The organism is Rhizobium sp. BK312 (assembly GCF_014193605.1).
Lineage (GTDB): Bacteria > Pseudomonadota > Alphaproteobacteria > Rhizobiales > Rhizobiaceae > Rhizobium.
Genome location: NZ_JACHZP010000013.1, coordinates 32,253 through 56,353, shown reverse-complemented (window position 1 = coordinate 56,353; position 24,101 = coordinate 32,253). Strand labels below are relative to the sequence as shown.

The following is a 24,101-nucleotide window of genomic DNA, read 5'->3' as shown; positions in this document are numbered from 1 at the left end:
TCGTCATGAGATTGTTCCGGCATGAGCCGGAAGGAGACACGCCGTGGCCACTCTTCAGATCGCCGCAAACAACAATTCAGCCGCATCGCCGGGCGCTTCAAACGCTACCGTCGTCCGACCGGCCATGAGCCCGCTGCGCATGTGGACCGCCGTGGTTGGTTCGACACTTGGCGCCTTCATGGCCGTTCTCAACATCCAGATCGTCAATGCCTCGCTAGCCGACATCCAGGGCGCGATCGGCGCTGGAACGGACGATGGCGGCTGGATTTCGACCTCCTACCTGATCGCAGAAATCGTCGTCATTCCGCTTAGCGCGTGGCTCGCTCGCGTCTTTTCAGTGCGCAACTATCTGCTGACCAACGCTGTCCTTTTCCTGCTCTTTTCAGTCGCCTGCGCCTTTGCCGCAAACCTGCAACAGATGATCGTGCTGCGCGCCATCCAGGGCTTTTCCGGCGGCGTGCTGATCCCGATGGCCTTCACGATCATCATCACGCTGCTGCCGAAGCCCAAACAACCGATGGGTCTTGCCCTCTTTGCCCTTTCCGCCACCTTCGCGCCGGCCATCGGCCCGACCATCGGCGGCTATCTCACCGAAAACTGGGGCTGGGAATATATCTTCTACGTCAATCTCGTGCCGGGCGTCCTGATGGTCGGCATGCTCTGGATCTCGCTCGACCGCGCGCCGATGAATCTTTCGCTGCTCGCCAAGGGCGATTGGCCCGGCATCATCACCATGGCGGTTGGCCTTGCAGCACTGCAGACCGTGCTCGAAGAAGGCAACAAGGACGACTGGTTCGGCTCGCCTTTCATCGTCCGTCTCTCCGTCATTGCCGCGGTTTCGTTGACGCTCTTCCTCATCATCGAGCTTCGCGCTTCTCATCCGCTCCTCAATCTGCGTCTGCTGGTGCGCCGCAATTTCGGCTTCGGTATCGTCGCCAACTTCCTGATGGGCGTCGCCCTCTATGGCTCGGTCTTCATCCTGCCGATCTATCTGACGCGCATCCAGGGCTACAATTCCGAGCAGATCGGCATGGTGCTTGCCTGGACCGGCGTTCCGCAGCTGATCTTGATCCCGCTGGTCCCAAGGCTGATGAAGCGCATCGACGCTCGCCTGCTGATCATCGTCGGCTTCGCGCTCTTCGCCGCCTCGAACTTCATGAACATCTACATGACGAGCAACTATGCCAGCGATCAGCTCTTCTGGCCAAATATCGTGCGTGCGGTCGGCCAGGCACTCGCCTTCACGCCGCTGACGGCAATCGCGACCGCCGGCATCGAACAGGAAAATGCCGGATCCGCTTCGGCGCTGTTCAACATGATGCGCAATCTCGGCGGCGCGGTCGGCATTGCCGCGCTGCAGACCTTCCTTACCAAGCGCGAGCAGTTCCACTCCAACATCCTCACCAATTCAGTCTCGGTGTTCGAAGAGGCGACCCGCGCGCGCATTGCCAACCTCACCAACTACTTCATGAACCATGGGGTGAGCGATCAGGCGCTTGCCACGCACAAGGCGATCGTCGCCATTGCCTCCGATGTGCGTACGCAAGCCAATATCATGGCTTTCAGCGACACCTTCTATCTGCTCGGCGTCGCGCTGGTCATTGCCCTTGCCGCCAGCCTGCTTCTGAAGAAACCCGGTCACCTTTCCGGCGGCGCAGCACACTGAGTGCCGCACCTCAAAGAGGAGGAGATAGCCATGACCTTGCTGCACGACATGCCGAAGACCGCAATCATCAATTCCAAAGCGGCCCACAGTGGCTTCAACACTGCGGCTACCCTCAACCTGATCGAATGGCTGACGGGCGACGAATGCCATGCTCTCGATGAGGCCAGCCTTGTTGCCGGGCTTGGCCGCCGCCTGCAGGCCCTTGGCCTTCCCGTCGATCGATTGACGCTGCACCTGACGACGCTGCATCCCGAATTCATCGGCCGCACCTTCGCCTGGGCGCCCGGCGAACCGGTCGAGATCCATGATCGCGAACATGGCTCACGCCTCGCGCTTGCCAATACACCGCTCATGAAGGCACAGGAGATGCGCGAGCCGCTCGTCGTCGGTCCGGGCGAAAGTCCGCATGGGCGCTGGCAGCATATCGACATATTTTCCGGCCGGGGACTGGTGCAACTGATCGTGGCGCCGCTTTGCAACGCTGACGGGCCGATCAGCAGCGCCGTCTTCGCCACGCGGCGACCAGGCGGCTTCACATTCGGCGAACATGACCTAATCGAGCGCATTCTGCCGGCGTTGCGCAACACCTGCGAACTCCGCGTCCTCAGACAATGCGAACTCAGCCTTCTCGACACCTATATCGGCCCGATGACGGCGAGCCGTATCCTTGCCGGACACATTCGTCGTGGCGAAATCGAATCGATGGAGGCAGCCCTTTTGCTGTGCGATCTGCGCGGCTTCACCGAGCTTTCCAATCGCCAGCCAGGCAGCACCGTCCTCGAACTGCTGAACGCCTATTTCGACAAAGTGATACCGGCGATTGCCCATGAAGGCGGTGAAGTACTGAAATTCATGGGCGATGCGGTTCTGGCATTCTTTCCAGGCGCCGACACGTCCGGAGCCTGCGATGCGGCGCTCACCGCAGCAAGGACAGTCCTCTCCGAGCTAAGCGGTTTTGAATACAGCGGCATACCAGTCAAGGTCGGCATCGCGCTGCACTATGGCGAGGTGAGCTACGGCAATGTCGGCTCCGGCAATCGCCTGGATTTCACGTTGATCGGTCCTGATGTCAATATCGTTAGCCGCATACAGAACGTCTGCAGCGAAAGGGGCGAAGCGCTCCTGATGTCCGACGCGTTTCGAGATGAGGCCGGAATCAACGATGCAATCTCCATCGGCCGGCAGAGGCTGAAGGGCTTTGCCGAGGCGATGGAATTGTTCACGATCGCTGATTGAAGCGGCGGACAGGAGATGCAGCGCAGGGCATTATAAGGAGGCCGGCTCCTCTCCCGCCGAATTTTCCCGCCTGGCATGTGTTGCATGAAATCAACAACCCTTTTTTCCGTTTCCGGATACTTCCGGAGCTGATTTACAAACAATCAGAATGTATATAGCTGTGTTGCCGGGAGCTAATTAGCTTGCGATCTGGTGGGGTGTTATTTCAGCCGCCAGCTAACGAGGTTCCAAAGGGGTGGGGATAATACCCGCAGTCTCTCGCAGATGCCTGGTGGTTGCTTCTTGTTGCAAGCAGTGTCGCCGGGATGGTCCGTTGTGCCCGCTCCTTGGAATATGTACGATCCGTTGCAATCAGGAGTTTAATAATGAACATCAAGAGCCTTCTTCTCGGCTCCGCTGCTGCGCTGGCAGCAGTTTCTGGCGCCCATGCGGCTGACGCGATCGTCGCTGCTGAGCCCGAGCCGCTGGAATACGTTCGCATCTGCGATGCATACGGCGCTGGCTACTTCTTCATTCCAGGCACCGAAACCTGCCTCAAGGTCGGCGGCATGGTCCGTACCGAAGGCAAGTGGTACGACGCCTACAATGCCAACAGCCATAACGGCACTCTCTGGCACACCCGCGCTCAGCTGAGCCTCGATACCGCGACCGACACCGAATACGGCCCGCTGAAGACCAACACGGTCATCCGTTGGGACTGGCAGGAAGGCAACTCCACTTCCTCCAAGCTGCTGTTCGCCAACATCAGCCTCGGCGGTTTCCTCGTCGGTAAGGCTGACTCGCAGTTCAACTCCTACATCGGTTATGCCGGCGACGTCATCAACGACGACGTGATCTATGACGGTCCGTACGAACTCAACCAGTTGACCTACAACTACGACGCCGGCAACGGCTTCACGGCTGTGATCTCGGTTGAAGACTCGAACTCCAGCGGTTCTGGCGCTGGCTACGGCGCAAGCTGGGCATCGGACGACAAGGCCAACCACTACGCTCCTGACGTCGTTGCCGGTGCTGGCTTCAAGTCCGGCGCATGGGGCTTCAAGGTCGTTGGCGGTTACGACTCGATCGTCGAAGAAGGCGCCATCAAGGCTCGCGTCGATGCTGACTTCGGTACCTTCTCGGCCTTCTTGATGGGCGGCTGGAACACCGACGGCGACAAGCTGAACAAGTATGCCGGCACCAACCTCGATCGTTCGGCTTGCCCGGTTAACGATGCATCGAAGTGCGGCTGGGGTGACTGGGCTGTTTGGGGCGGCGTTGGCGTTCCGATCAACGAAAAGCTGAAGTGGAACCTGCAGCTCGCCTACACCGACTCGAAGATTTTTGCCGCAACCACCAACGTCAAGTGGAACCCGGTCAAGAACCTGCTCATCGAGCCGGAAGTCTCCTACACCAACTTCGATTCTGTGAACCAGGATCAGTGGGCTGGTATCCTGCGCTTCCAGCGTAGCTTCTAATAGCGACCTACCTGGTCTCCTGGGACCAGGTACGGGAAGCCTGATGTACCGATCCATCAGGCTTCTCATAGCAATCGGTTGACCTCCGATCAAAGCCGGAAGGATCCGGTTTCCCTCCGGTTCCTTCTTATTGCCCAGCGAACCTACGCCCTTCCTGTCGTCAGAAACGACATCAGTCTGGCGCGTAGTAGCCCGCCTGATGAGCGGCACGATCCAGCGCCTCCCTGAAATCGGGATGAGCAAGCCCGATCATCGCCTTTGCCCGCTCTGCCACCGATTTGCCCTTGAGGTTCACCCAGCCATATTCGGTAACAACGATATGGATATCGTTGCGCGACGTCGTTACGGGACCTGTGAGGTTCGGAACGATACGCGAAAGAGTTCCCTTCGCCGCTGTCGCGTGACAGGCGATGATCGAGCGGCCGCCGCGTGAGCCATAGGCGCCGCGAACGAAGTCCACCTGGCCGCCCGAGCCACTGAACTGCCTTCCGTTGACGAATTCGGAATTGCACGCACCATTGAGATCGATCTGCAGCGTCGCATTCACCGACACCATACGATCATTCTGAGCGATGACGAACGGATTGTTCACATAATCAACGGGATGCGCCTCGACATCGGGATTATCGTTCAGGAAGTCGTAAAGCGGCTTGTCTCCCAGCGCAAAGGTGAAGATGGTTCGCCCTAAATGTATCTGCTTGCGGCTATTGTCGACCACGCCGGCCCTGACCAGAGCGGCAAGTCCCGATGTCATCATTTCTGTATGGATGCCGAGGTGACGGTGCTGTGAAAGACCGGCGCAAACTGCGTCAGGCAGTGCACCGATGCCCATCTGCAGGCAATCACCGTCATCCACAAGCCCGGCGATGATAGCACCGATCGCATCATCGACTTGCGAACGAGGCGCGGCAGCAAGCGCCGGGAGGTTTGCGTCATTCTCGACAAGTGCCGTGACGCGCGAGACCGGGATCATGCAATTGCCCCGCACATAGGGCATGCTGGGATTGACTTCGAGGATCAGCCGAGCGCCGGGCTTGCGGGCAACCGCCAGGGCATAATCCGTACTGGCGCCGAGGCTGAAATTCCCGTCCGCATCCATAGGCGAGACGGTAGCGATCAATGTATCCACGCCGACATGCTCGACAAGCGAGCGCGGCACCTGGCTGAAATGGCATGGCACGATTTCGGCGGCAGGCAGCGTCTCCGCTATTCGCCGCTTATCCAAGGCACGATCTACCGCTCCATGAAAATAACTCATGGGAATGATGCGGTCGCGTAGGTCGAAGTCGAGCACACTGGAACCGGCGACACCCGTGCAAAGCAGGTAGTAAAGCCGGACATTGTCCACCACGCCGGCTCGTGCACGTTCGGCCAATGCTGCAAGGATGGCAGGCGGCTGGCCGGCGGCGATCGGCATGGCGATCTTCGCACCGGACGGTATTAGGGCAACGGCCTCATGTGCAGAGCGCACGCGTTCGCGGTATTGCGTCTGATGATTAGCGGCCATCGAGTCCTCCCCTTGAATGCCACCGTCAGCACAATTTGGCATCCACCGCTGGATCGTGGCCGGCCCTCCTCCGAGGCCGCCGCGAGCGCTTGCTGCAGTGGAACACGCTTACATAAAAGCGCCGAACCCGCTGTTTGCGCAAGACCCGAACATCGCATTCACACCGGCAAAAATGGAAGTGTCAGGCCCTGACGTCGACTGTGCCCATCATGCCGAGATCTTCATGCTCGAGGATGTGGCAGTGATACATGCGCCGCCCCGGCAAATCCTGCCGCAGCAGGATACGGACCGTCTCGCCGGCGGCAACATTCACAGTGTCTTTCCAGGCCCGGTAGGATGGCTGGGTGACCGCGCCATTCTTTTCGCGTTCGACAAGTTGGAACTGTGTCCCATGCACATGAAACGGATGGTCCATATCCGCCTGGTTGACGATTTCCCAGAGCTCGACCTGTCCGACTTTCGAAACTTCGTCAATGCGCTTCATATCGAAGCTAGCGCCGTTGATGAGGAACTTCATCTCCGTGCCTTCCATGGATTCCGTCAACACAAAGCGACGCGTGACGGCCGGCTTAGAAAGGTGTTCGATGGAGCGCAGCGTCGCGGGAAGCGGTGGCACGTTGGGTGCAGCCTCCTCTGAAACATCGGCGGTCAGCAGGGTGATGCCGGCCGCTTCAGGCTTGCCGGGTCCCATCCACCCGCGATCATAGTCGAGCGTGACAAGCTTTGCCGCTCCCGGCCTATCGAAGGATATGATGAGCTCAACGCGCTCGGCAGGTGCAAGCAGCAAATCGTCGATGCCGACAGGAGCTTCGATAAGCCCCCCATCCGTTCCGACAAGCGCCATGGCGGCATTCTCGAATGTCAGCCGGAGGAAGCGCGCATTTGTCGCGTTGAAGAGGCGCAGGCGACGCTTCTCCCCTTTCCTCGCGGGGAATACCGGATTTTTCTGGCCATTGACTAGGATATGATCACCGACGCGTCCGTTCATCACATCGATCATGTTGCTCGCCGGCATGCTTCCATCTTCGGCGATCCGAAGATCGGTGAACATCAGGATCGTATCGCCATATTCCGCAGGGATCGGGTCAACCTTAGGTTTCACGAGAAAGATGCCTGCGAGACCCCGATAGACCTGCGAGGCGGTGAAGCCGTGTGGATGCGGATGAAACCAATAGCATGCTGCGCTGCCTTGCGGCAGATCGAAAGCATAGAGGCGCTCGCTACCCGAGGCGATGGATTCCATGGGATTGCCATCCTGATCGGCCGGCACCGGCATTCCGTGCCAATGAACTGTCGTCGGTTCATCGGGAATGCCGTTCCTGAAGCTGATCTCGACCCTGTCGCCCTCACGCGCCTCGATCACCGGATTTCCGTCGTTATAGAGGAGGGCCGGCGTGTCGAGCCTGTCTGCGAAGCGAACCAACCCCGGTCCGGCGGCAAGCCTTGCCTTGAACAGACCCGCTTCGCCGGCCTCGTTCAGCAAACGCGGCAGCTCCCGCAAAGGCTGCCCTTCCGGCAGGACAGGCTTACCGCCGGTCATCGCCATGTCATGAGCGCCGTTTGCTCCCATATGTCCCATGTCATGCATCATCTGGGCCGCGGCCGGCCCGGAAATCGCAAGACCCGCCAGCCCTGTCAGAAAATTACGTCGATGCATCGATTGCTTCCTCTTACTCAACAATATCCTCATAAGGCCGCTCACCACCGTGAACGCATCCGGACTGGTCTCGATCCTGGCGTCTGGATCGACAGACTGATTGCCTTGGTGGCGGATCTGTCGCCGCCGCAGGTCATGTTTTCAAGTCGCAGCACCATGAGAATTCTCATCTGTTTCGATCTCATGGTGCTCAAAATGGAGGTTCCAACCATGGTAAGGTCAAGTGTCCTGCGGCGAAAAATATGCTATTGACCTTCCCATGGTTGGAAGCCCCACCTTCCATCGGCAATATCAGGCGGTGCCTGTCAGGAGAACATTCATGAATATCGGACAGGCGGCGAAAGCATCGGGTGTATCGGCCAAGATGATCCGCTATTACGAAGAAACCGGCCTTATCCCCGCGGCCGGCAGAACGGCATCGGGCTATCGCGACTATTCGGATACCGACGTGCACATGCTGCGTTTCATCCGCCGGGCGCGCGATCTCGGCTTTGCCGTTGCCGAAATCAGCGAGCTTTTGGGGCTCTGGCGCGACGAAAGCCGCCAGAGCGCCGAGGTCAAGCGCCTCGCTCAGGGCCATATCGAAGCGCTGAAGAAGAAGATCGCCGACCTGCAGGACATGGAGCAAACACTCACCATGCTCGTTAATTCCTGCCAGGGCGACCATCGTCCGCATTGCCCGATCCTGCAGCGGCTCGAAACCGATCGGGAGGACGAAAATCTGTCAATCCAGCCTCGAGCGGGCGCCATACCTCGGCCGCTTCAGTGATCTCCGCTCATCGGTTCATCCGCTCAGCGACTCGTCTGGTGCGCGGGTCGTCAATATATCGCCGATCACCGGGCCATGTTCAATCGTGCCGTCTTCGCCGCGCCGATATTGGACGCCGACCTTGCAGGCATGAGGGGCCATTTCCCGGATCCAGCCCTTGAGATGGCGGCCGGTGTCGGGGGGCGAGTAGAGTGGCATGTTGAACCGCAGTCCGTCGTCCTCGCCAAGATCGAGCGTGCACATGACCGTGCCTTCGCCGTCGTCCTCTTCGTCAAGGTTGGGGTCCGCCACATGCGTAATCGTGGTGCGAAGCGGCTCGACATGCACAAGGGCCTGCAGGGCATGCGGAAGATCGGCAAAGGGCGGTGCCGCACGACCGTCGCTCGGCTCTTCGTCGAAAGCCTCATCCAGCGTGACCCGGCGGAAATAGTATTCGCTGTGCCCCATTTCGTTCCAGCCGTCGATCGCCGTTGCGATATCGTCCAGATCGTGGACACGCAGGAGGAAGCTGGTTCCGCCCGAATGCATCACCACGAGACGGTCGTCATTGTCGTCGCCGCCGAGGGAATCGGTGCGCAAGCGGATATCGAGCTCAACGATCTCATCACCTTGAGCGTTGCGGGAGGTTTCATAGGCCCCGCTGTAGAAACGCACTTCGACGCGTTCCAAAGTCCGATGATGGATACGCCAGAACAACAGGTTGTAACGACCATCGGCCCGAAGCGCCAGGAGCCTGTGCCAGTCGATATAGGAAGACAAGTATAGGCCGGTCAGACCCTGACCGGCTGCAACATCCTCGAAGCCGGGGCGATATTCGACGGGCAAGGCGTCGGCCACCGTCGTTGGCTTCTCGGCCGTCGGCCTGGGCGGATCGACGGCGTCGCGAAGACGCCGGTGTATCTCGAAGGCATCGACCTTCGCGATCCGCAGCATCTGCATCGAAAACAGCATCTGGTCGATCTCGTAGACCTCGCCCGACGAGAGTGCTCCGCATTCCTCACGCGCCGACCGCACTAATGCCGGCGAAATGAGGGATTCAAGCGACTGCCTGTCGCAAAGGAAGCGATTGAAGAATTCATCGAGGCTCCAAGCCAGGTCGCTCGTCCTTTTCGATACGGGATCGATGAAGACGACATCCTCGTCGGTTGCCGTCAACTTGCGGTAATATAGAAGGACGCCGAATGGCGTCAGTGCAATCGGGATGCGCCGCACGTCATCCGGCGGCGAAATGATCCATCGGTTAAGCACGGCCTGCCATGGTCGCGGGTCGATCAGGGCCAGTTGCATTTCGCCATAGAACCCAAGCCCCTTGCGACGCCACAATTCGAGAAGGCTGGCGGGAAGAATGCCTTCATAGGCGGCGACGAGCTCGCTGTCAGCTCGGGAAACCTGCCGCGATGGCGGATGCTCTGCGATGAAGCGGTGAAGAGCAAGGCGGCGAAACGGAAGAACAAGGCGATCAAACATAAGTTGTATATGGACGGCGGCGTCCATCGGACAAGATACCGATCGTCCAGCCACGCAATTTCCCTATTCCCCACCTGATCGAGGCAATCGGCTCAGGCTTCGCCATCCAGAAATTGCCGGAGGCGCGGCACGACGAAATCGAGGAAGACGCGCACGCGCTGCGGCATGCGCGCGCCGCCGAGAAAAACCGCATGGATCTGCTCCTCGTCCGGCTCGACGACATCTGCAAGCACCTCGACGAGACGACCGGCCGCAATATCGGCCCTCACGTGATAGTCACCCATGCGGGCAAGCCCCACACCCGCCAGCGCCATGCGCCGCACGGTTTCGCCATTATTGGCAAGCAGCGAGCTCGTCATGGCGCGATCGACGATGCGGCCGCTTTCCCGCACCGGCCAGACAGGTGCAAGACGGCGGAAATTGAAGCCCAGGCAATTGTGCCGCGAGAGATCATCGACACCCAGCGGTATTCCGTGGTGATCGAGGTAGCTGGGCGCTGCGACGATCTTGCGGCGTGCAATACCGATGCGGCGTGCAATCATGCCTGAAGCCGGCAAAGCCCCAACCCGAAAAGCAACGTCGGTGCGGTCGAGATAAAGATCGACGATTTCATCGGAAAGCGACAGATCGACGACAACATTGGGATAGGTCCGCCAAAATTCCGGCAAGAGCGGCTCGAGGCCGAGCACCCCCAGGGCAACGGCAATATTGACCCGCACCGTGCCGCCGGTCGTCGTCGCACCCTGTGCCAGCTCCTGTTCGACCTCATCGAGATCGTGCAGCAGGGCCTGGCTGCGCTCATAATAGATCTGGCCCTCCGGGGTCAGCGACAGCCGCCGGGTGGAACGCTCGACGAGCCGCACGCCGAGCCTGGCTTCGATGCGGGAGATCAGCTTGCTGACGGTCGAAGGTGTCATGCGCAGCAGGCGCGCCGCTTCCGAAAAGCTGCCGGCTTCCACCACACGAAGAAATACCTGCATTTCGCCAGCACGATTGTCCATGGAGCACCAATCTTTGATTTAGTTTCACAAATAAAGTGAAAACTCAGCCAATTCTCAAGCGAGAACGCGCTCTCTATTTCATAGGCGGAAGAGATTGCGCCATCAAGTCCGGTGCTCGATCCATTCACGGCGGCCGTAGCCGCCGAGGCTTTCAAAAGGAGTTTCCGATGCTTACCGTTACCGCCCATGGCGCAACAATTCCCGCGCTCGGCTTCGGCGTCTTCCGCATGTCGGACGCAGAGGTAGAGCGGGTCATCCCGGCCGCACTGGAGGCCGGTTTCCGTCATTTCGACACCGCACAGATCTATCAGAACGAGGCGGCACTCGGCCGAGCCCTAACGGCCGCCGGTGCACGACGAGACGAGCTGTTCCTGACCACGAAGGTCTGGGTCGACAATTACAGCGACGAGAAGTTCGCCGCCTCGGTCGACGAGAGTCTCGACAAGCTCAAGACCGACCGCGTCGATCTCCTGCTGCTGCATTGGCCGGGCGACAAGGTGCCGGTCGCGGAGCAGATCGAAATGCTGAGCGCTGTCAAAGCCGCCGGCAAAACCCGCTTCGTCGGCGTCAGCAACCAGAATATCGCCCAGATGCGGGAATCGGTCAGACTTTCCAGCACGCCGATCGTGACCAATCAGGTCGAAATCCATCCCTATCTGCCCCAGCACGCGCTCGTTGCGGCCGCAAAAGCAAGCGGTCTTGCGATCACCGCCTACTACGGCATGGCCGACGGTGCGGTGCCGAAGGATCCAGTGCTGCAGCGGATCGGCGCCAGATACGGCAAGAGCGCCGCGCAGGTCGGTCTTCGCTGGCTGATCCAACAAGGCCACATCGCTTTGTCCAAGTCGGCCAACTCGGAGCGCGTCAAGGAAAACATCGCAATCTTCGACTTCAATCTCGACGAGGCGGATATGGCCGCCATCGCCGATCTCGCACGCCCGGATGGCCGGATCGTCAGCCCGCCCGGTCTCGCGCCCGAATGGGACGCCTAAGGAGCTTCAACATGGACACCAAGATTTCGACGGCCCAAAAGGTCCAAACATCCTCTCACGCCCGATGGGCGCTTCTCGCCCTTGCGATCGGCGCCTTCGGCATCGGCACGACCGAGTTTTCGCCTATGGGACTTCTCCCGGTCATCGCCAAGGGGGTCGACGTCTCGATCCCAACGGCAGGCCTCCTCATCAGCGCCTATGCGATCGGCGTTATGGTCGGCGCCCCCTTCATGACGCTCGCCTTCAGCCGCTTCGGCAAGCGCACGGCACTGATGCTGCTGATGAGCATCTTCACGATCGGCAATCTCATGTCGGCGATGGCGCCGGGCTACTTCACGCTGCTGCTTGCCCGGCTCGTCACCAGCCTTAACCATGGCGCCTTCTTCGGCCTGGGCGCGGTGGTGGCGGCAAGCGTCGTGCCGAAGGAAAAGCAGGCAAGCGCGGTAGCCGCGATGTTTATGGGACTGACGATCGCCAATATCGGCGGCGTGCCGGCCGCAACCTGGGTCGGTCAAGCGATCGGCTGGCGCATGGCTTTTGCAGGAACGGCACTGATCGGCATAGCCGCCATTGCAGCGCTATGGTTCGCCCTGCCGAAAGGCGAGCGCGGCGCGATGCCTGATATCAGGCGGGAACTTACCGTACTTACTCACCCCACCGTGCTGCTTGCGATGGCAACCACCGTCATGGGCGCAGGCGCGATGTTCTCGCTATATACCTATGTCGCTCCGGCTCTCACCGAACTTACCGGCGCATCCAATAGCTTCGTGACCCTTGGGTTGGTCCTGATCGGCGTAGGCTTCACGATCGGCAACTGGCTTGGCGGACGGCTCGCCGACTGGTCGCTCGACGGTGCGACCAGGATCTTCCTGGCTTTGCTCGCAGCTATCATGTTCGCGCTGCCGCTGGCAATGATCACCCACGTTGGTGCCGCCATCGGTCTGCTTCTCTGGGGTGGCGCGGCATTTGCCCTCGTCCCGCCCGTGCAGATGCGCGTCATGGAAGCAGCGGCAGAAGCGCCGGGGCTTGCTTCCTCCATCAATGTCGGAGCCTTCAATCTCGGCAATGCTCTGGGGGCGGCCACCGGTGCCGCCGTCATCAGCCTCGGCTTCGGCTATGCGGCGGTCGCGATTGCCGGAGGCGTGTTGGCCGCCGCCGGCTTGGCGCTGGTGTTGATCGGTACGCGCAAACCGTCATCGCTCCCGGCAAATTGCGGCGCTTGATAAGCTCAAGGCGTCCAAGCCCTCGATAATGAAGCCTGATCATGCCGTCTGCAGGTTGATGCCATCGCCTGCAGGCGGTTTTGCGCATCCCGGGGATGCTTGTGGCTTTGTCCTGTCGAAGGCACGCCTTGTCGTATAGTGCTGGCCGGTGCCGCACTTACCGAAATTGGCCGGCACTTCTAATTTGTCTTATGAATTAAAGGCCTTCGTATTGCCAGCGCTGGTTGCTTTCGGATAGACCCTTTCCATCTCTCGTGTTCAGATTTTCCGGAGCATCGAAATGCGTCTTGAACCGCAGCAGCGAATTTATGTCTGCTTCTTCCTCTTTGCGGTATCGATGGGCGCAATGCTGTCGCGCCTTCCCGATCTGCAGGACGCCTTGCAGATCGACAAATCGGAGCTCGGTCTGACACTGATCGGCGCAGCTATCGGGGCGCTGATATCGCTCACCTTCGCCTCCCCGATCGTTGCACGTCTGGGCGCGCGCAAGACGGCATTCATCACCGTGCTGGGAACTTCCGCATCCCTGGCGCTCGTGCCCTGGATGGGCGTTGCTCCGCTTGTCTTTGCCATCCTGCTTTGTGAAGGTCTGCTGGCCGGAGCGCTTGAAATCAATCTCAACGTCGAGATCGATCGCATCGAGGCGCAGCTTGGCCGGGGCGTGATGAACCGCGCCCATGGGTTCTGGAGCCTCGGCTTCTTCGTCACCGCCCTCGCATCTTCGGTCATCCGCCAGGCCGGCATTTCGATGCAGCTGCACCTTGCCCTGACATTCACTTTCGTGCTGATCGTGGGTTCGCTTGTCATTGCCGGCATGCGCAATGCGCCCGCCCGCCCGGCACAGGATCATCCGGAGGTCGGGCATGTTGCGCTGCCAACACTCGGCCTGCTGCCTCTCTGCGTCATTGGCATTGCTGCCTTCCTGGTCGAGGGCGCGGGCATCGACTGGTCGGCGATCTATATGCGCGACGTCTTTCATGTCGAGCCGTTCGTCGGCGGTCTCGGATTGACGCTTTTTACATTCTTCATGGCGCTGGCAAGGCTGTTTGCGGACCAGTTCGTCGATCGCTTCGGCTCCCGCTCCGTTGCACTGTCGCTGTTGCTCCTCTCGACTGCCGGCCTCTGCGCCGTCTGGGTCGCACCCCACCCCAATGTGGCGCTGCTGGGCTTTGCCCTCATCGGCGCCGGTTGCAGCGCTGTTTATCCGCTTGCGGTTTCGGCCGCCGCCCAGCGCACCGATCGTCCGGCCCATGTCAATGTTGCGGCACTTGGACAAATGTCCTTCGTCGTCTTCTTCCTGGCTCCGCCGCTGCTGGGATTCGTTGCCGAACATGCAGGAATTCGCACGGCCTACCTTGTCTGCATCCCGGTCATCCTCGCCGCCTTGATGGGCGTCGGGTCGCTCTCCGCACGCCGCAGCGCTTTTGCATAAGGGCTCTCCTATCGCTGAAGTCGCCTCCATCTTCGCCAGGATCCGTTATTCGCTGTGAGGGGGAACGCTATACGCTTCCCCCTCCTCCGCAGCCCAGCGTGGGGCATCGCTCGCCTGCGGTGCTTTCACCAAACCAGGAGCCTCTGCCCGCTTAACGCAGCGAGCGAAATGCCGCCCTGACTTCGTTGGTGAAAATCGCCGGCTGCTCCCAGGCCGCAAAGTGGCCGCCATTCTCGGTCTTGTTGAAGTAGATCAGATTGCCGAAGGCACGCTCCGTCCACGACTTGGGTGCCTGATAGATTTCTCCCGGAAAGACACTAACCGCGACCGGCACGGAAGGGATCCTTTCGAGAGCGTTGAAATTGTTGGTGTGGTCTTCCCAATAGATCTGGGCTGCCGAGGTACCCGTCTCCGTGAACCAATAGAGAGAAATGTCATCCAACATCTCGTCCCGAGTGAGAACCTTTTCCGGCTGCTTGTTGCTATAGGTCCACTCGGCGAACTTGTCGTACATCCACGCGGCCATTCCGATCGGTGAATCGACGAGCGAGTAACCGATCGTCTGCGGACGCGTAACCATCATTTGGGCGTAGGCAGCGCTGTCCCGGTAGAAGATCGCAAGCTTGTCGAAGCAGGCGCGTTCGTCCGCAGTGAGACCTGCGGGCGCCGGGGCACCTGCAGCCAAGATCGGCACGATTTCTTTTGGAACGATCGCAGGCATGTTGAGATGAATGCCCAGCAGTCCGGGCACCTTTTGATGCGCCATGCGCTCGGAGATGACCGAGCCGCAATCACCGCCTTGCGAGACGAACTTCTCATATCCGAGGCGATTCATCAGCGTGCCCCAAGCACGGCCGATATGGTCCGAACCCCAGCCCCTCGTCGTCGGCTTGCCGGAGAAGCCGAAACCGGGAATCGATGGCACCACGAGATGAAAGGCGTCTTCGGCCTTGTCGCCGTGAGCGGTCGGATTCGTCAAGGGATCGATCACCTTGAGCATTTCCAGAACCGAGCCCGGCCAGCCGTGGGTCATGATCAGCGGCATTGCGTTTTCATGCGGCGAGCGCACGTGAATGAAGTGAATATCCAGCCCATCGATTTCGGTCACGAACATCGGCAGGGAATTGAGCTTCTGTTCCACCTTTCGCCAATCATAGCCGTCGGCCCAATATCCAACGAGATCGCGCAGGCGTTCGAGTTGCACGCCCTGGGAGTCGTCAGCGACATTCTCCTTGAGCGGCCAGCGTGCCGTCGCAAGCCTCTGCTTCAACTCGGCAATCGCGCTGTTGGGAATATGGACCTTGAGCGGCTTCACACCATCAGGCAAGGCGTCCGATGCGGCAAAGGATATGGCGGGCTTCAGGAGCGAGGCTGCACCGGCGATGGCAGCCGCAGTCACAAAGGCGCGTCTATTCATTGAGAAGGATAAAGGCGACATCGGAATCTCCAAATGTTTGGGAGGTTTGTTGAATGCCGCGAAGTTTTGCTTTCGGCGTGTATCCCGGTTGTGTCCTCAACCCAGCCAAATTGTATCCCTCTTTGTCCGGATCGACCGAGGCTACAATGGAACACAGAACTCTGCGTTTTGGCTTTGCCAGCGGCAAAATGTACCCGAAAAATATGGAACTTGGCCGAGTAGCCAGTGAAGAGGAATTTTTGGAGAATCTTGGGGTGGGAGATGAGGCAATGCGGGCTGCTAAGCCCTGCGGCGACCCCATAGAGATGGCGCGGGCTTGCGAAGTTCCTCTTCCATGATGATGGAAGCGGCTCGATGGCTACCTGCTCGAAGCGGCGCTCGCCTATGGGCAAAATAGGGGCGGCTATCCTGGCGGGAGGAGAAACCATGGATAGCCGGCCGGCCGCGATATGATGAGATCAGACCGGCAAATTTCACTCAATCGCGTTGCCGCACCTTACGGCGCATAGCGCGTAAAGACGTAGTCGTGATCCCTGACGTTGCCGACATGGCAGCTGAGACAGGTTTCATGTTGCGCAACGTCGACCGGCTTGCCGTCGATGAACCGTCCGAAACCCCACCCGTGACTGTCGGGATATTTCTTGGAATCCTTCACCATGACCTGCACCGTGGTCGGCGTTCCAGGCACCGTTGCCGGCGCGAACTCCGTTGATTGTTTGCGCTTATAGGCAAGCTTGACGAGGATCGAACCATCCGGAAAAGGCAGGGTACCCTTTTTATAGGCGTCGATAGCGATATCGTTGCCGAGTACCGCGCGAAGTTCGTCAAGCGGTGGAGCCTCTTGTGCCGGCGCAATGAATTTCCAGTCCCGATAGCCTTCCGGTATGGTGACGCCGTAAATCGGCGAGGCATTTTCCGGCGGCGTTGCAGAACCTGCCGATTGAGACGCGGCGATGCCGACGGCAAGGCTTGAGACGGCCAATGCGCCAAGGAATGCGAACTTCATTTTTGACTCCTGCCTGACGGATAATCCCGCAGAAGATCGCCGGGAATTGTATCCGCTAAATTTCAGGAAACGGCTCGATTGTATCGCAATGTAGCCAGGGAAACCCATTCGTGTGAGCTGCTCATCGGAAATCGGGTGGCTACCGCTCCGGTTCGAACGCTAGACTTCAGCTTATCACGGCTTCCGAGGACCCGACATGAACATATCGATCTCCACTTCCGCACCGGCTTTCACGGAAAACTCTATAGAGGCTCGGGTCGACGCTTATGATTGGCCGTCGCTCGCAAGAGAGCTTGACGGCTTCGGCTGCGTCGTCCTTCCGAAGCTTCTGGCACCCGATGAATGCGCTGCGGTCTCCGGGCTCTACTCCGAGGAACGTCATTTCCGCAGCCACATCATCATGGCGCGTCACGGTTTCGGAAGAGGCGAATACCGCTATTTCAACTATCCGCTGCCGGGGCTTCTCGGTGGACTGCGCACAGCGCTTTATCCCCACCTCGCCGGCATCGCAAACCGGTGGAATGAACGCAGGGGCTCGCCGAACGCTATTCCGATGAGCATGCCGCCTTCCTGAGGCAATGCCACGAAGCCGGCCAGAGGCGTCCGACGCCGCTGCTGCTGCAATATGTGCCGGGAGACTTCAATTGCCTGCATCAGGATCTCTACGGCGAGCTTGCCTTTCCGATCCAGGTGGCCATTCTGCTTTCCGAGCCGGGCCGCGATTTCACCGGCGGCGAGTTTGTCCTGACCGAGCAGCGGCCGCGCATGCAAAGCCGCGTGGAAGTCGTGCCGCTTCGGCAAGGCGACGCCGTCGCTTTTGCGGTCCATAACCGGCCCGTGCAGGGCACAAAGGGCAGCTACCGTGTCAATCTAAGGCACGGGGTAAGCCGCGTCCGCTCAGGCATGCGCCACACTGTGGGGATCATCTTTCACGACGCCCGTTAAGGGCGCCGCTAACCGACGAAGCCGGCGTAATTTTCTCCGATAATTCTGTGCATGATGGCCGAGTATGCCTCGTGATTCTGATCGCCCGCCAAGACGCGCCCGAGCGACGGCGGCGCGAAAGCCGACATGGGCAGGAGGGCGAGCGGCGTCGAAACAGGTGTGAGGTGCGACCCTTGCCCGGCGCGCAATGTCGTCAGCAAGCCGAACATCTCGCCGGTGATACTGGGCCTCGACAATATCGCCATGCGATACTGCCCGGACGAATTCGTCACCAGGTAGATATGCCCCGACAGGTGCGGCACCGACACCGAGCCCTGCTGTGAAAAAGAGGCATCACTACGCTCGCGTTCCCGGAAGCTCAGACAGGTCCGTTCTCCATCCCAGGCGATCTCGGTGCAATAGGCGAAAATCGCCTTCGCATCGCCGAAGGACGGACGAAGCGTTAGGTAAGTGCCCTCCAGCCAGGAAACCGAGGCGCGGGAATAGGCACCAAGCTCCTCGGGGGCATGGCCGGGCTTGTCATTGACAACGGTCGCTTGCGTTCCAGCCGGCTCCCGCAGGACGACACCCATCGCCTGCTCCAGCCGAATGAGGGTCGCGAGCGTGAAGGGACGGTGGCCGGAAAGGGCCTTCTCCAAGGTCGAAAGGCTGATGCGCGCGTCATTGGCAAGACGCTGCCGGGAAATGCGCCGTCTGGCGATCTCCTCGCGAACCCGCACTGCCACGGCGCTGTTCTGGCTGTCGGACAAATAGGGGTCGCCCTGGACCATTCCTTCGTTTCCTGTTTGCGTAATTTTTTTCACAATTCCACACATGGCCGTAACCGGCAAGACCGTTTGCGGCAAGATGCGGACGAAACAGGGCAAAGCTTACGCTGGCGAGAAAATAGCCTTTGTTCACAATGGCTTCAGTCAATCCACCAGCGAACAAGGAGCCTGTCATGTCAGCCTCGCCAAACGTCTCGCGCTACCAGAAGCGGCAAAATTTCCTCATCAGATTCGGCCTGCTGCTCTGGTTCAGCAATGCCATCCTGCTGCCGGTGCTTGCCGTCATTTTCGCACTGCTGCATCCGCTGGAATCGCACGCGCAACCGACAGCCTTCGTCACGCCGAACGAAATGGGCACCGGCAGCCTTCTTCTTCAGACCAAGGACGAAGGAAAATATATAGAGGCGCCCCGCCTTGCGACCGATGTCGATCTCGACGTCAATGGACCGACGGCACGCGCCGTCCTCACGCAAGCCTTCGAGAACACGACCGACAAATGGGTCGAAGCCCTCTACGTATTTCCTCTCCCGGAAGACAGCGCCGTCTATTCCCTAAAGATGATTGTCGGCAACCGGGTTGTTATCGCTGATATCAAGGAGAAGCAGGCTGCGCGCGCCATATACGAGAAAGCGCGCAGAGAGGGAAAGAAGGCGTCCCTCGTCGAACAGCAGCGCCCGAACGTCTTCACCAATATGGTCGCAAACATAGGCCCGCATGAAAAGATCGTCGTTCAGATCGAATATCAGCAGGCCGTGCATCTCGCCGACGGGCGTTTCTCCCTGCGAGTTCCCCTGGTTGTGGCTCCGCGCTACACGCCGCGGGATGCCTCGCCCATTACACAGCAAGCCGATCTGAAGGCCGGCTGGGGTCAGTCCAAACAGAGCTCATCGCGGAAGCTTAGCGACAAGCCTGTCTCGGCGCCCCTGATGGCACCTGGCGACGACCGCACCAACCCTGTCACCCTCAAGGTCAATCTCAACGCCGGTTTCCCGCTCGATGACGTGAAAAGCCTCTATCATTCGGTCAAGATCGACAAAGTAAACGACACCGAGCGCCGGATCGCCCTTGATGGCGATGCGACTGCAGATCGCGACTTCGTGCTCGAATGGAGCGCGATCGCAAGCAATATGCCAAGCGTCGGTCTCTTCCGCGAGCGTGTCGGCAAGGATGACTATGTGCTTGCCTATGTGATGCCGCCGGCGGTGGCAACGCCGCAGAAGGCGGGCCGCGAAGTGGTCTTCGTCATCGACAATTCCGGGTCGATGGGCGGCACGTCGATCGAACAGGCAAGGGCGAGCCTCGATTATGCCCTGTCCCGGCTTGAGCCGAATGATCGCTTCAACGTCATCCGCTTCGACAACACGATGACCAAATTCTTCCCCGATTCGGTCATGGCGACGGCTGAAAATATCGCCTCGGCCCGCCGCTTCGTCACCGGTCTGGAAGCTGCCGGCGGAACGGAAATGCTGCCACCGCTTCAAGCAGCACTCGACGACAGCCATCAAGCGAACGGATTGCGCCAGGTCGTGTTCCTGACCGACGGCGAAGTCAGCAACGAGCAGCAGCTTCTCGATGCGATCGCGAAGTCGCGCGGGCGCTCCCGCATCTTCATGGTCGGCATCGGCTCGGCGCCGAACACCTACCTGATGAGCCGCGCCGCCGAACTTGGCCGTGGCAGCTTTACCCATATCGGGTCGGTCGCAGAAGTGAACGAGCGCATGCGCGCCCTTTTCGACAAGCTGGAAAACCCCGCCGTCACCGATGTCGTCGCTGCCTTTTCGGAGAAGAATGTCAGCCTGTCGCCCAACCTCCTGCCCGACATCTACCATGGCGAACCGCTCGTTCTGGCGGCCCGGATGGGAAAAGCAGCCGGAACCCTCACCGTCAGCGGCAAGATCGGTGACCGCCCATGGACGATTTCCCTGCCGCTCGATCAGGCAAGCAATGCCAAGGGCATCTCGAAGATCTGGGCACGGCGCCAGATCGATGATGCCGAGGTCAATCTCACGCTCGGCAAGATTTCGCAGGCCGATGCCGACAAGCGTATCCTGCAATTGGCTCTCGACCATCATCTGGTCACGCGCCTCACAAGTCTCGTCGCCGTCGATACCAAGCGTCTGCGGCCGACAAACGCGCCGCTGACACAGGCCGACATTCCATTGCAGCTTCCGGCGGGCTGGGATTACAACAAGCTCCTCGGCATCGGTGCAACGCGCGATGCGAAAGCCGACACCAGGCATCTGCAGGCAGACGACAAGTCGCAGGGTGCCGATGGCGATGCGGAGCTTGAGCCAATCTCCGCACCGGCTCAGGCCAGCGTTCCGCTACCGCAGACCGCAACGCCTGGAATGCTTCTCATTCTCCAGGGATTGCTTGCTCTTCTGTGTGGGGCTTCGCTGCTGTTCCTAGCATCGCGAAGGAGCCGGACATGATCGCCGCCACTCGCCTCCAAACCATCGGGAGCGCGCCAGCGCGCTCCCTTCTGACTTTTGCGGCCGGCATTTTCATTGCCGCCGGTCTCTTCCTCGCCGCGCAAGGCGGATGGATCTACGCCAAGGCGGCTTTGGCCCAGGTGCTGCTGGAACGTGCCTTTGCCGAGAGCGTGATATCAGGCGCACCGATCAAGCCCTGGAGCTGGGCCGATACCTGGCCGGTGGCGCGTATCGAGGTTCCGCGCCTTGGCGTTTCCGTCATCGCCCTGAAGGGTGCAAGCGGCCAGGCGCTTGCCTTCGGCCCAGGCCATCTCGACAATACCCCGCAGGCAGGCGAAGAGGGTACAGCGGTCTATGCAGCACACCGCGATACCCATTTTACTTTCCTGAAAGATATCCATGTGAACGACCGTATCCGCATCACACGCAGCGATGGCCGGACCTTCACTTTCCACGTGACTCACATGGCGATTGCCCGCTGGGACAAAGCAGAGATCGACCCCGATGCGCGTGGCGCCCATCTCGTCCTGGCGACATGCTTTCCCTTTGACGCCGTGACCTCGGGGCCACTTCGCTATCTGGTCTATGCCGATCTCGAAGAAACGGCGACGAAATAGACCACGGCCAGCCATATGGAAATCTACCCTACCCGCTGTTGCGGGTAGACGCTTGCGAGTAGCGCGCGTCCATGGGTGCGAGGCCGTTGGCATTGGGTTGCGTCAGGATACCATAGAGTTCCGGGCGGCGGCCTCTTATCCAGCGCTGGCCCGTACATTTGTCGAGCAAGGCCAGATCGATTTCAGCGCTCACCCTCGCATCGGTCGCCGCCCAGGTTTCTGCCAGGATGCGACCATAAGGATCGAGGATCATGGCATTGCCGGTGCGCACTTCGTCTTCATCCTGTCCGACGCCATTGCTGAAGACGAGGAACATTCCATTGTCGTGGGCGCGCGACGGCAGCCAGCGCATGAACCACTCCCGGCCGTTCGGACCTCGAAATTCAGCCTCGATCGCCTGCGGATCTTCGTGAATGGCCGCCGCCGGCCTGATGTGGAGCGATCAGCAATTCGGCGCCAAGCAGCGCCGTGGCGCGCGCATTCTCGATCAGATTATTGTCCCAGCAGATCAGGATGCCGGCACGAATTCCCCAAGGTGTGTCGAAGACCGTGAAGGCATCGCCGCTGGAAATAAGGCGATGCTCCCAGGCATGCAGTTTGCGATGGCGATGGATGTGTCCATCCGGCATGCAGACCGCGTAACTATTATAGAGCTTTCCGTTTTCACCCAGCTCGAGGAAGCCGGCGCCGATCGCGATGCCCTTCTCCCGCGCCAGGGCAGCTACTCGACTGATCGAGGGACCGGAGAGTGGCTCAGCCAGCGCCTGCAGCGCGGGACCATCGAGCTTGGGAACATGCCAATATCCACAGATGCACATCTCGGGAAATACGACGAGCTGATTATCAGCCTGAACGGCTTCTTCCGTGAAATGCTCTATACGCGAGAGATTGTAGGCCTTGTCATTGGCCCAATGCTGAAACTGCACGGATGAAATTTTGAGCGCCATGTCGATAGCTCCTTTCGCCATGAAGCAATTTGACCACGCGCCATCTCTTTCGTAAAATGACTTTATCGATTAAAATTATTCCTGGACAGAATGGAAATAAAGCTTCTCCGATCCTTCATTCAATTGATCGACACCGGCCACTACGGCAAGGCTTCGGCAAAATTGTTCGTCACCCAGTCGACCCTGACCAAGCAGATTCAGGCTTTGGAAGCTGCAATGGGCGGAGCTTTGTTCGAGCGCGGCCGCCATGGCGCCAAACTGACGCCTCTCGGAGAACTTCTGCAGCGCGAAGCACGCCCGCTTCTCCAATTGAACGACGACGTCGACAGGAAGATGCATCGCGCCATAGCCGGCCTTACCGGATATCTTGATATCGGATTTGGAATATCGACACTTGCCGTCGCACCACGGCTGATCGCCGGTTTTCGCGCGGCGACGCCAGATTGCAGTATCACGCTCAACGACCTGCCATCGCGGGAACAGCATCAGCGCCTGCTCGACGGCCGGCTCGATATCGGTTTCTGCCGCGCGCCGGAGGACGATCGCGGCTTGGCTTTCATGCCCGTCGTCGAAGAGTATCTAGCCTTGGCGCTTCCAAGTGGGGTGACCATGCCGGCCCAGGATCGGCTGTCGGAGCTGAACGAACTCGGGTTTGTTGCACTTTCGCCGTCGCGCGGACCGGGACTGGATGACCAGATCAGGCGCTGGTGTTCGCTTGCCGGTTTCGAGCCTCGCGTCGCCCAATATGCCGACGACATACTGACCGTGCACGCCATCGTTTCTGCCGGCCTGGGCGCGGCATTCCTACCTTGGCATGGCGTGCGGGCATTGGCGGGGTCCATCCGCACGCAATCTCTCTCAGGACCGGAATCAAAATGGCCGGTAGGAATCTGCTGGCATCGCAAACATACGAGCCCCCTGTTAGCCGGCTTTGTAGATCATGTAACGAAGAATCTGGAATTCGACCACCCAGCCTCCGAGTGGCAATGGGGATAAAGGCCTAGCTTGCATCGGCATTCTGCGATGCAAGCGATCGCTCTCGTTGCCGGCAATGAGGTTATGCATCCAACCCCGTTCTCCGAAAGACGCTAAACGTGAGACTGCCCGACCTCGTCGTCGGACGGTTCGAGTGCCCTGATGCTCAAAACGAACCATGCAGCCAAAGCATTGTCGGCATACCCAGCACCGCCACTGCGATCATCACTGAAACTGCCATCTTGATCGCTTTGATGCGCCGTGTCCTGACGCCGCTCCAATCATAGTTCAAAGTTACTAACCCTCACAAATCATTAATGATTCGCAAACTAGGGCCGATCCAACTTTCGACAAGGGAAGGCGGTGATTCGTCCACAGCGGATATTTTCAATGGCCGTTACATGAACTTATCCAGCCTTTATCCATGGCAGGCGCACAGCGCCCGGGGGGTAACAAAAGACGGCAGAGCCTGATCCGCTCAACGCTCCAGGCATGCCGAACGGCTATATGCTCGCTGCCTGCACTTCTGCCATGATCGCTGAAAGGGAAAGCCGGAGATCCTGTGTGAGAGCATCCGCACGAAGCCGA

Annotated in this window: 20 protein-coding genes and 1 pseudogene; 12 read left to right on the top strand and 9 right to left on the bottom strand. The window is 59.6% G+C overall.

Features of this window, described 5'->3' with window-relative positions:
• Positions 1-43: 43 nt before the first annotated feature.
• The 3 genes from FHT85_RS27820 (at position 44) to FHT85_RS27810 (ending at position 4,359) form a co-directional block, all read left to right on the top strand.
• Positions 44-1,666, top strand: coding sequence for an MDR family MFS transporter (locus tag FHT85_RS27820; RefSeq protein ID WP_112413097.1), 1,623 nt, complete (start codon positions 44-46; stop codon positions 1,664-1,666).
• Between the two features lie 48 nt (positions 1,667-1,714).
• On the top strand, positions 1,715-2,902 hold the full coding sequence (locus tag FHT85_RS27815; protein WP_409527358.1) for an adenylate/guanylate cyclase domain-containing protein: 1,188 nt from the start codon (positions 1,715-1,717) through the stop codon (positions 2,900-2,902).
• Between the two features lie 365 nt (positions 2,903-3,267).
• The gene (locus FHT85_RS27810; protein WP_183774643.1) at positions 3,268-4,359 is read left to right on the top strand and encodes a porin; all 1,092 of its coding nucleotides are present in this window, start codon (positions 3,268-3,270) and stop codon (positions 4,357-4,359) included.
• Positions 4,360-4,531: 172 nt separating this feature from the next.
• Here FHT85_RS27810 and FHT85_RS27805 read toward each other — a convergent pair whose 3' ends face one another.
• Both FHT85_RS27805 and FHT85_RS27800 read right to left on the bottom strand, forming a co-directional pair.
• The gene (locus FHT85_RS27805) at positions 4,532-5,866 is read right to left on the bottom strand and encodes an acetyl-CoA hydrolase/transferase family protein (protein WP_112413187.1); all 1,335 of its coding nucleotides are present in this window, start codon (positions 5,864-5,866) and stop codon (positions 4,532-4,534) included.
• A gap of 181 nt (positions 5,867-6,047) precedes the next feature.
• Positions 6,048-7,523 (bottom strand): multicopper oxidase family protein, encoded by a 1,476-nt coding sequence (locus tag FHT85_RS27800; protein ID WP_112413186.1) that lies wholly within the window; start codon positions 7,521-7,523, stop codon positions 6,048-6,050.
• A 319-nt stretch (positions 7,524-7,842) separates the two neighbouring features.
• On the opposite strand from FHT85_RS27800, the gene cueR reads away from it, so the two are divergent.
• Complete coding sequence (cueR, locus tag FHT85_RS27795; protein WP_112413185.1) at positions 7,843-8,292, top strand: Cu(I)-responsive transcriptional regulator; 450 nt, start codon at positions 7,843-7,845, stop codon at positions 8,290-8,292.
• A 15-nt stretch (positions 8,293-8,307) separates the two neighbouring features.
• Here cueR and FHT85_RS27790 read toward each other — a convergent pair whose 3' ends face one another.
• A complete protein-coding gene (locus tag FHT85_RS27790; RefSeq protein WP_112413188.1) occupies positions 8,308-9,759 on the bottom strand; it encodes a GAD-like domain-containing protein in 1,452 nt (483 codons plus the stop codon).
• A gap of 92 nt (positions 9,760-9,851) precedes the next feature.
• A complete protein-coding gene (locus FHT85_RS27785; RefSeq protein WP_112400176.1) occupies positions 9,852-10,760 on the bottom strand; it encodes a LysR family transcriptional regulator in 909 nt (302 codons plus the stop codon).
• 167 nt (positions 10,761-10,927) lie between these two features.
• Here FHT85_RS27785 and FHT85_RS27780 point away from each other — a divergent pair, with 167 nt between their 5' ends.
• The 3 genes from FHT85_RS27780 (at position 10,928) to FHT85_RS27770 (ending at position 14,407) form a co-directional block, all read left to right on the top strand.
• Positions 10,928-11,752 carry an aldo/keto reductase gene (locus FHT85_RS27780; RefSeq protein ID WP_112413184.1) on the top strand — a complete coding sequence of 275 codons (825 nt, stop codon included), beginning with the start codon at positions 10,928-10,930 and terminating at the stop codon, positions 11,750-11,752.
• Between the two features lie 11 nt (positions 11,753-11,763).
• Positions 11,764-12,975: an MFS transporter gene (locus FHT85_RS27775; RefSeq protein ID WP_112339557.1), complete on the top strand. Its 1,212-nt coding sequence runs from the start codon at positions 11,764-11,766 to the stop codon at positions 12,973-12,975.
• 280 nt (positions 12,976-13,255) lie between these two features.
• A complete protein-coding gene (locus FHT85_RS27770) occupies positions 13,256-14,407 on the top strand; it encodes an MFS transporter (RefSeq protein WP_112413183.1) in 1,152 nt (383 codons plus the stop codon).
• Positions 14,408-14,558: 151 nt separating this feature from the next.
• Here FHT85_RS27770 and FHT85_RS27765 read toward each other — a convergent pair whose 3' ends face one another.
• Positions 14,559-15,845, bottom strand: a complete 1,287-nt coding sequence (locus FHT85_RS27765) for an epoxide hydrolase family protein (RefSeq protein WP_112413182.1) — start codon at positions 15,843-15,845, stop codon at positions 14,559-14,561.
• A gap of 125 nt (positions 15,846-15,970) precedes the next feature.
• Here FHT85_RS27765 and FHT85_RS27760 point away from each other — a divergent pair, with 125 nt between their 5' ends.
• Positions 15,971-16,162 (top strand): hypothetical protein, encoded by a 192-nt coding sequence (locus FHT85_RS27760; protein WP_162709839.1) that lies wholly within the window; start codon positions 15,971-15,973, stop codon positions 16,160-16,162.
• 158 nt (positions 16,163-16,320) lie between these two features.
• On the opposite strand, the gene FHT85_RS27755 is transcribed toward FHT85_RS27760, so the two are convergent.
• Complete coding sequence (locus FHT85_RS27755; RefSeq protein WP_112339554.1) at positions 16,321-16,830, bottom strand: cytochrome P460 family protein; 510 nt, start codon at positions 16,828-16,830, stop codon at positions 16,321-16,323.
• Positions 16,831-17,026: 196 nt separating this feature from the next.
• Here FHT85_RS27755 and FHT85_RS27750 point away from each other — a divergent pair.
• Positions 17,027-17,775, top strand: a pseudogene (locus FHT85_RS27750) (2OG-Fe(II) oxygenase).
• A gap of 8 nt (positions 17,776-17,783) precedes the next feature.
• Here the strand turns inward: FHT85_RS27750 and FHT85_RS27745 are convergent.
• Positions 17,784-18,545: a multiprotein-bridging factor 1 family protein gene (locus tag FHT85_RS27745; RefSeq protein WP_112413144.1), complete on the bottom strand. Its 762-nt coding sequence runs from the start codon at positions 18,543-18,545 to the stop codon at positions 17,784-17,786.
• 170 nt (positions 18,546-18,715) lie between these two features.
• On the opposite strand from FHT85_RS27745, the gene FHT85_RS27740 reads away from it, so the two are divergent.
• Positions 18,716-20,974: a marine proteobacterial sortase target protein gene (locus FHT85_RS27740; RefSeq protein WP_112413145.1), complete on the top strand. Its 2,259-nt coding sequence runs from the start codon at positions 18,716-18,718 to the stop codon at positions 20,972-20,974.
• Entirely contained in the window at positions 20,971-21,591 is a 621-nt protein-coding gene (locus tag FHT85_RS27735) for a class GN sortase (RefSeq protein ID WP_183774641.1), read from the top strand. Before FHT85_RS27740 ends, FHT85_RS27735 begins: the two co-directional genes overlap by 4 nt.
• A 28-nt stretch (positions 21,592-21,619) precedes the next feature.
• On the opposite strand, the gene FHT85_RS30890 is transcribed toward FHT85_RS27735, so the two are convergent.
• Together FHT85_RS30890 and FHT85_RS30885 are read right to left on the bottom strand one after the other, a co-directional pair.
• Positions 21,620-21,943, bottom strand: coding sequence for a nitrilase-related carbon-nitrogen hydrolase (locus tag FHT85_RS30890; RefSeq protein WP_281412991.1), 324 nt, complete (start codon positions 21,941-21,943; stop codon positions 21,620-21,622).
• Between the two features lie 31 nt (positions 21,944-21,974).
• Positions 21,975-22,538 (bottom strand): nitrilase-related carbon-nitrogen hydrolase, encoded by a 564-nt coding sequence (locus FHT85_RS30885; RefSeq protein WP_281412990.1) that lies wholly within the window; start codon positions 22,536-22,538, stop codon positions 21,975-21,977.
• 90 nt (positions 22,539-22,628) lie between these two features.
• On the opposite strand from FHT85_RS30885, the gene FHT85_RS27725 reads away from it, so the two are divergent.
• The gene (locus tag FHT85_RS27725) at positions 22,629-23,534 is read left to right on the top strand and encodes a LysR family transcriptional regulator (protein ID WP_183774638.1); all 906 of its coding nucleotides are present in this window, start codon (positions 22,629-22,631) and stop codon (positions 23,532-23,534) included.
• Positions 23,535-24,101: the final 567 nt, after the last annotated feature.

Bases quoted from the DNA above. Each gene is read 5' to 3' on its own strand.
- FHT85_RS27815 (WP_409527358.1), top strand. From the start codon at position 1,715: ATGCCGAAGACCGCAATCATCAATTCCAAAGCGGCCCACAGTGGCTTC.
- FHT85_RS27810 (WP_183774643.1), top strand. From the start codon at position 3,268: ATGAACATCAAGAGCCTTCTTCTCGGCTCCGCTGCTGCGCTGGCAGCA.
- FHT85_RS27805 (WP_112413187.1), bottom strand. From the start codon at position 5,866: ATGGCCGCTAATCATCAGACGCAATACCGCGAACGCGTGCGCTCTGCA.
- FHT85_RS27800 (WP_112413186.1), bottom strand. From the start codon at position 7,523: ATGCATCGACGTAATTTTCTGACAGGGCTGGCGGGTCTTGCGATTTCC.
- cueR (WP_112413185.1), top strand. From the start codon at position 7,843: ATGAATATCGGACAGGCGGCGAAAGCATCGGGTGTATCGGCCAAGATG.
- FHT85_RS27790 (WP_112413188.1), bottom strand. From the start codon at position 9,759: ATGTTTGATCGCCTTGTTCTTCCGTTTCGCCGCCTTGCTCTTCACCGC.
- FHT85_RS27785 (WP_112400176.1), bottom strand. From the start codon at position 10,760: ATGGACAATCGTGCTGGCGAAATGCAGGTATTTCTTCGTGTGGTGGAA.
- FHT85_RS27780 (WP_112413184.1), top strand. From the start codon at position 10,928: ATGCTTACCGTTACCGCCCATGGCGCAACAATTCCCGCGCTCGGCTTC.
- FHT85_RS27775 (WP_112339557.1), top strand. From the start codon at position 11,764: ATGGACACCAAGATTTCGACGGCCCAAAAGGTCCAAACATCCTCTCAC.
- FHT85_RS27770 (WP_112413183.1), top strand. From the start codon at position 13,256: ATGCGTCTTGAACCGCAGCAGCGAATTTATGTCTGCTTCTTCCTCTTT.
- FHT85_RS27765 (WP_112413182.1), bottom strand. From the start codon at position 15,845: ATGTCGCCTTTATCCTTCTCAATGAATAGACGCGCCTTTGTGACTGCG.
- FHT85_RS27760 (WP_162709839.1), top strand. From the start codon at position 15,971: ATGGAACACAGAACTCTGCGTTTTGGCTTTGCCAGCGGCAAAATGTAC.
- FHT85_RS27755 (WP_112339554.1), bottom strand. From the start codon at position 16,830: ATGAAGTTCGCATTCCTTGGCGCATTGGCCGTCTCAAGCCTTGCCGTC.
- FHT85_RS27745 (WP_112413144.1), bottom strand. From the start codon at position 18,545: ATGGTCCAGGGCGACCCCTATTTGTCCGACAGCCAGAACAGCGCCGTG.
- FHT85_RS27740 (WP_112413145.1), top strand. From the start codon at position 18,716: ATGTCAGCCTCGCCAAACGTCTCGCGCTACCAGAAGCGGCAAAATTTC.
- FHT85_RS27735 (WP_183774641.1), top strand. From the start codon at position 20,971: ATGATCGCCGCCACTCGCCTCCAAACCATCGGGAGCGCGCCAGCGCGC.
- FHT85_RS30890 (WP_281412991.1), bottom strand. From the start codon at position 21,943: ATGCGCTGGCTGCCGTCGCGCGCCCACGACAATGGAATGTTCCTCGTC.
- FHT85_RS30885 (WP_281412990.1), bottom strand. From the start codon at position 22,538: ATGGCGCTCAAAATTTCATCCGTGCAGTTTCAGCATTGGGCCAATGAC.
- FHT85_RS27725 (WP_183774638.1), top strand. From the start codon at position 22,629: ATGGAAATAAAGCTTCTCCGATCCTTCATTCAATTGATCGACACCGGC.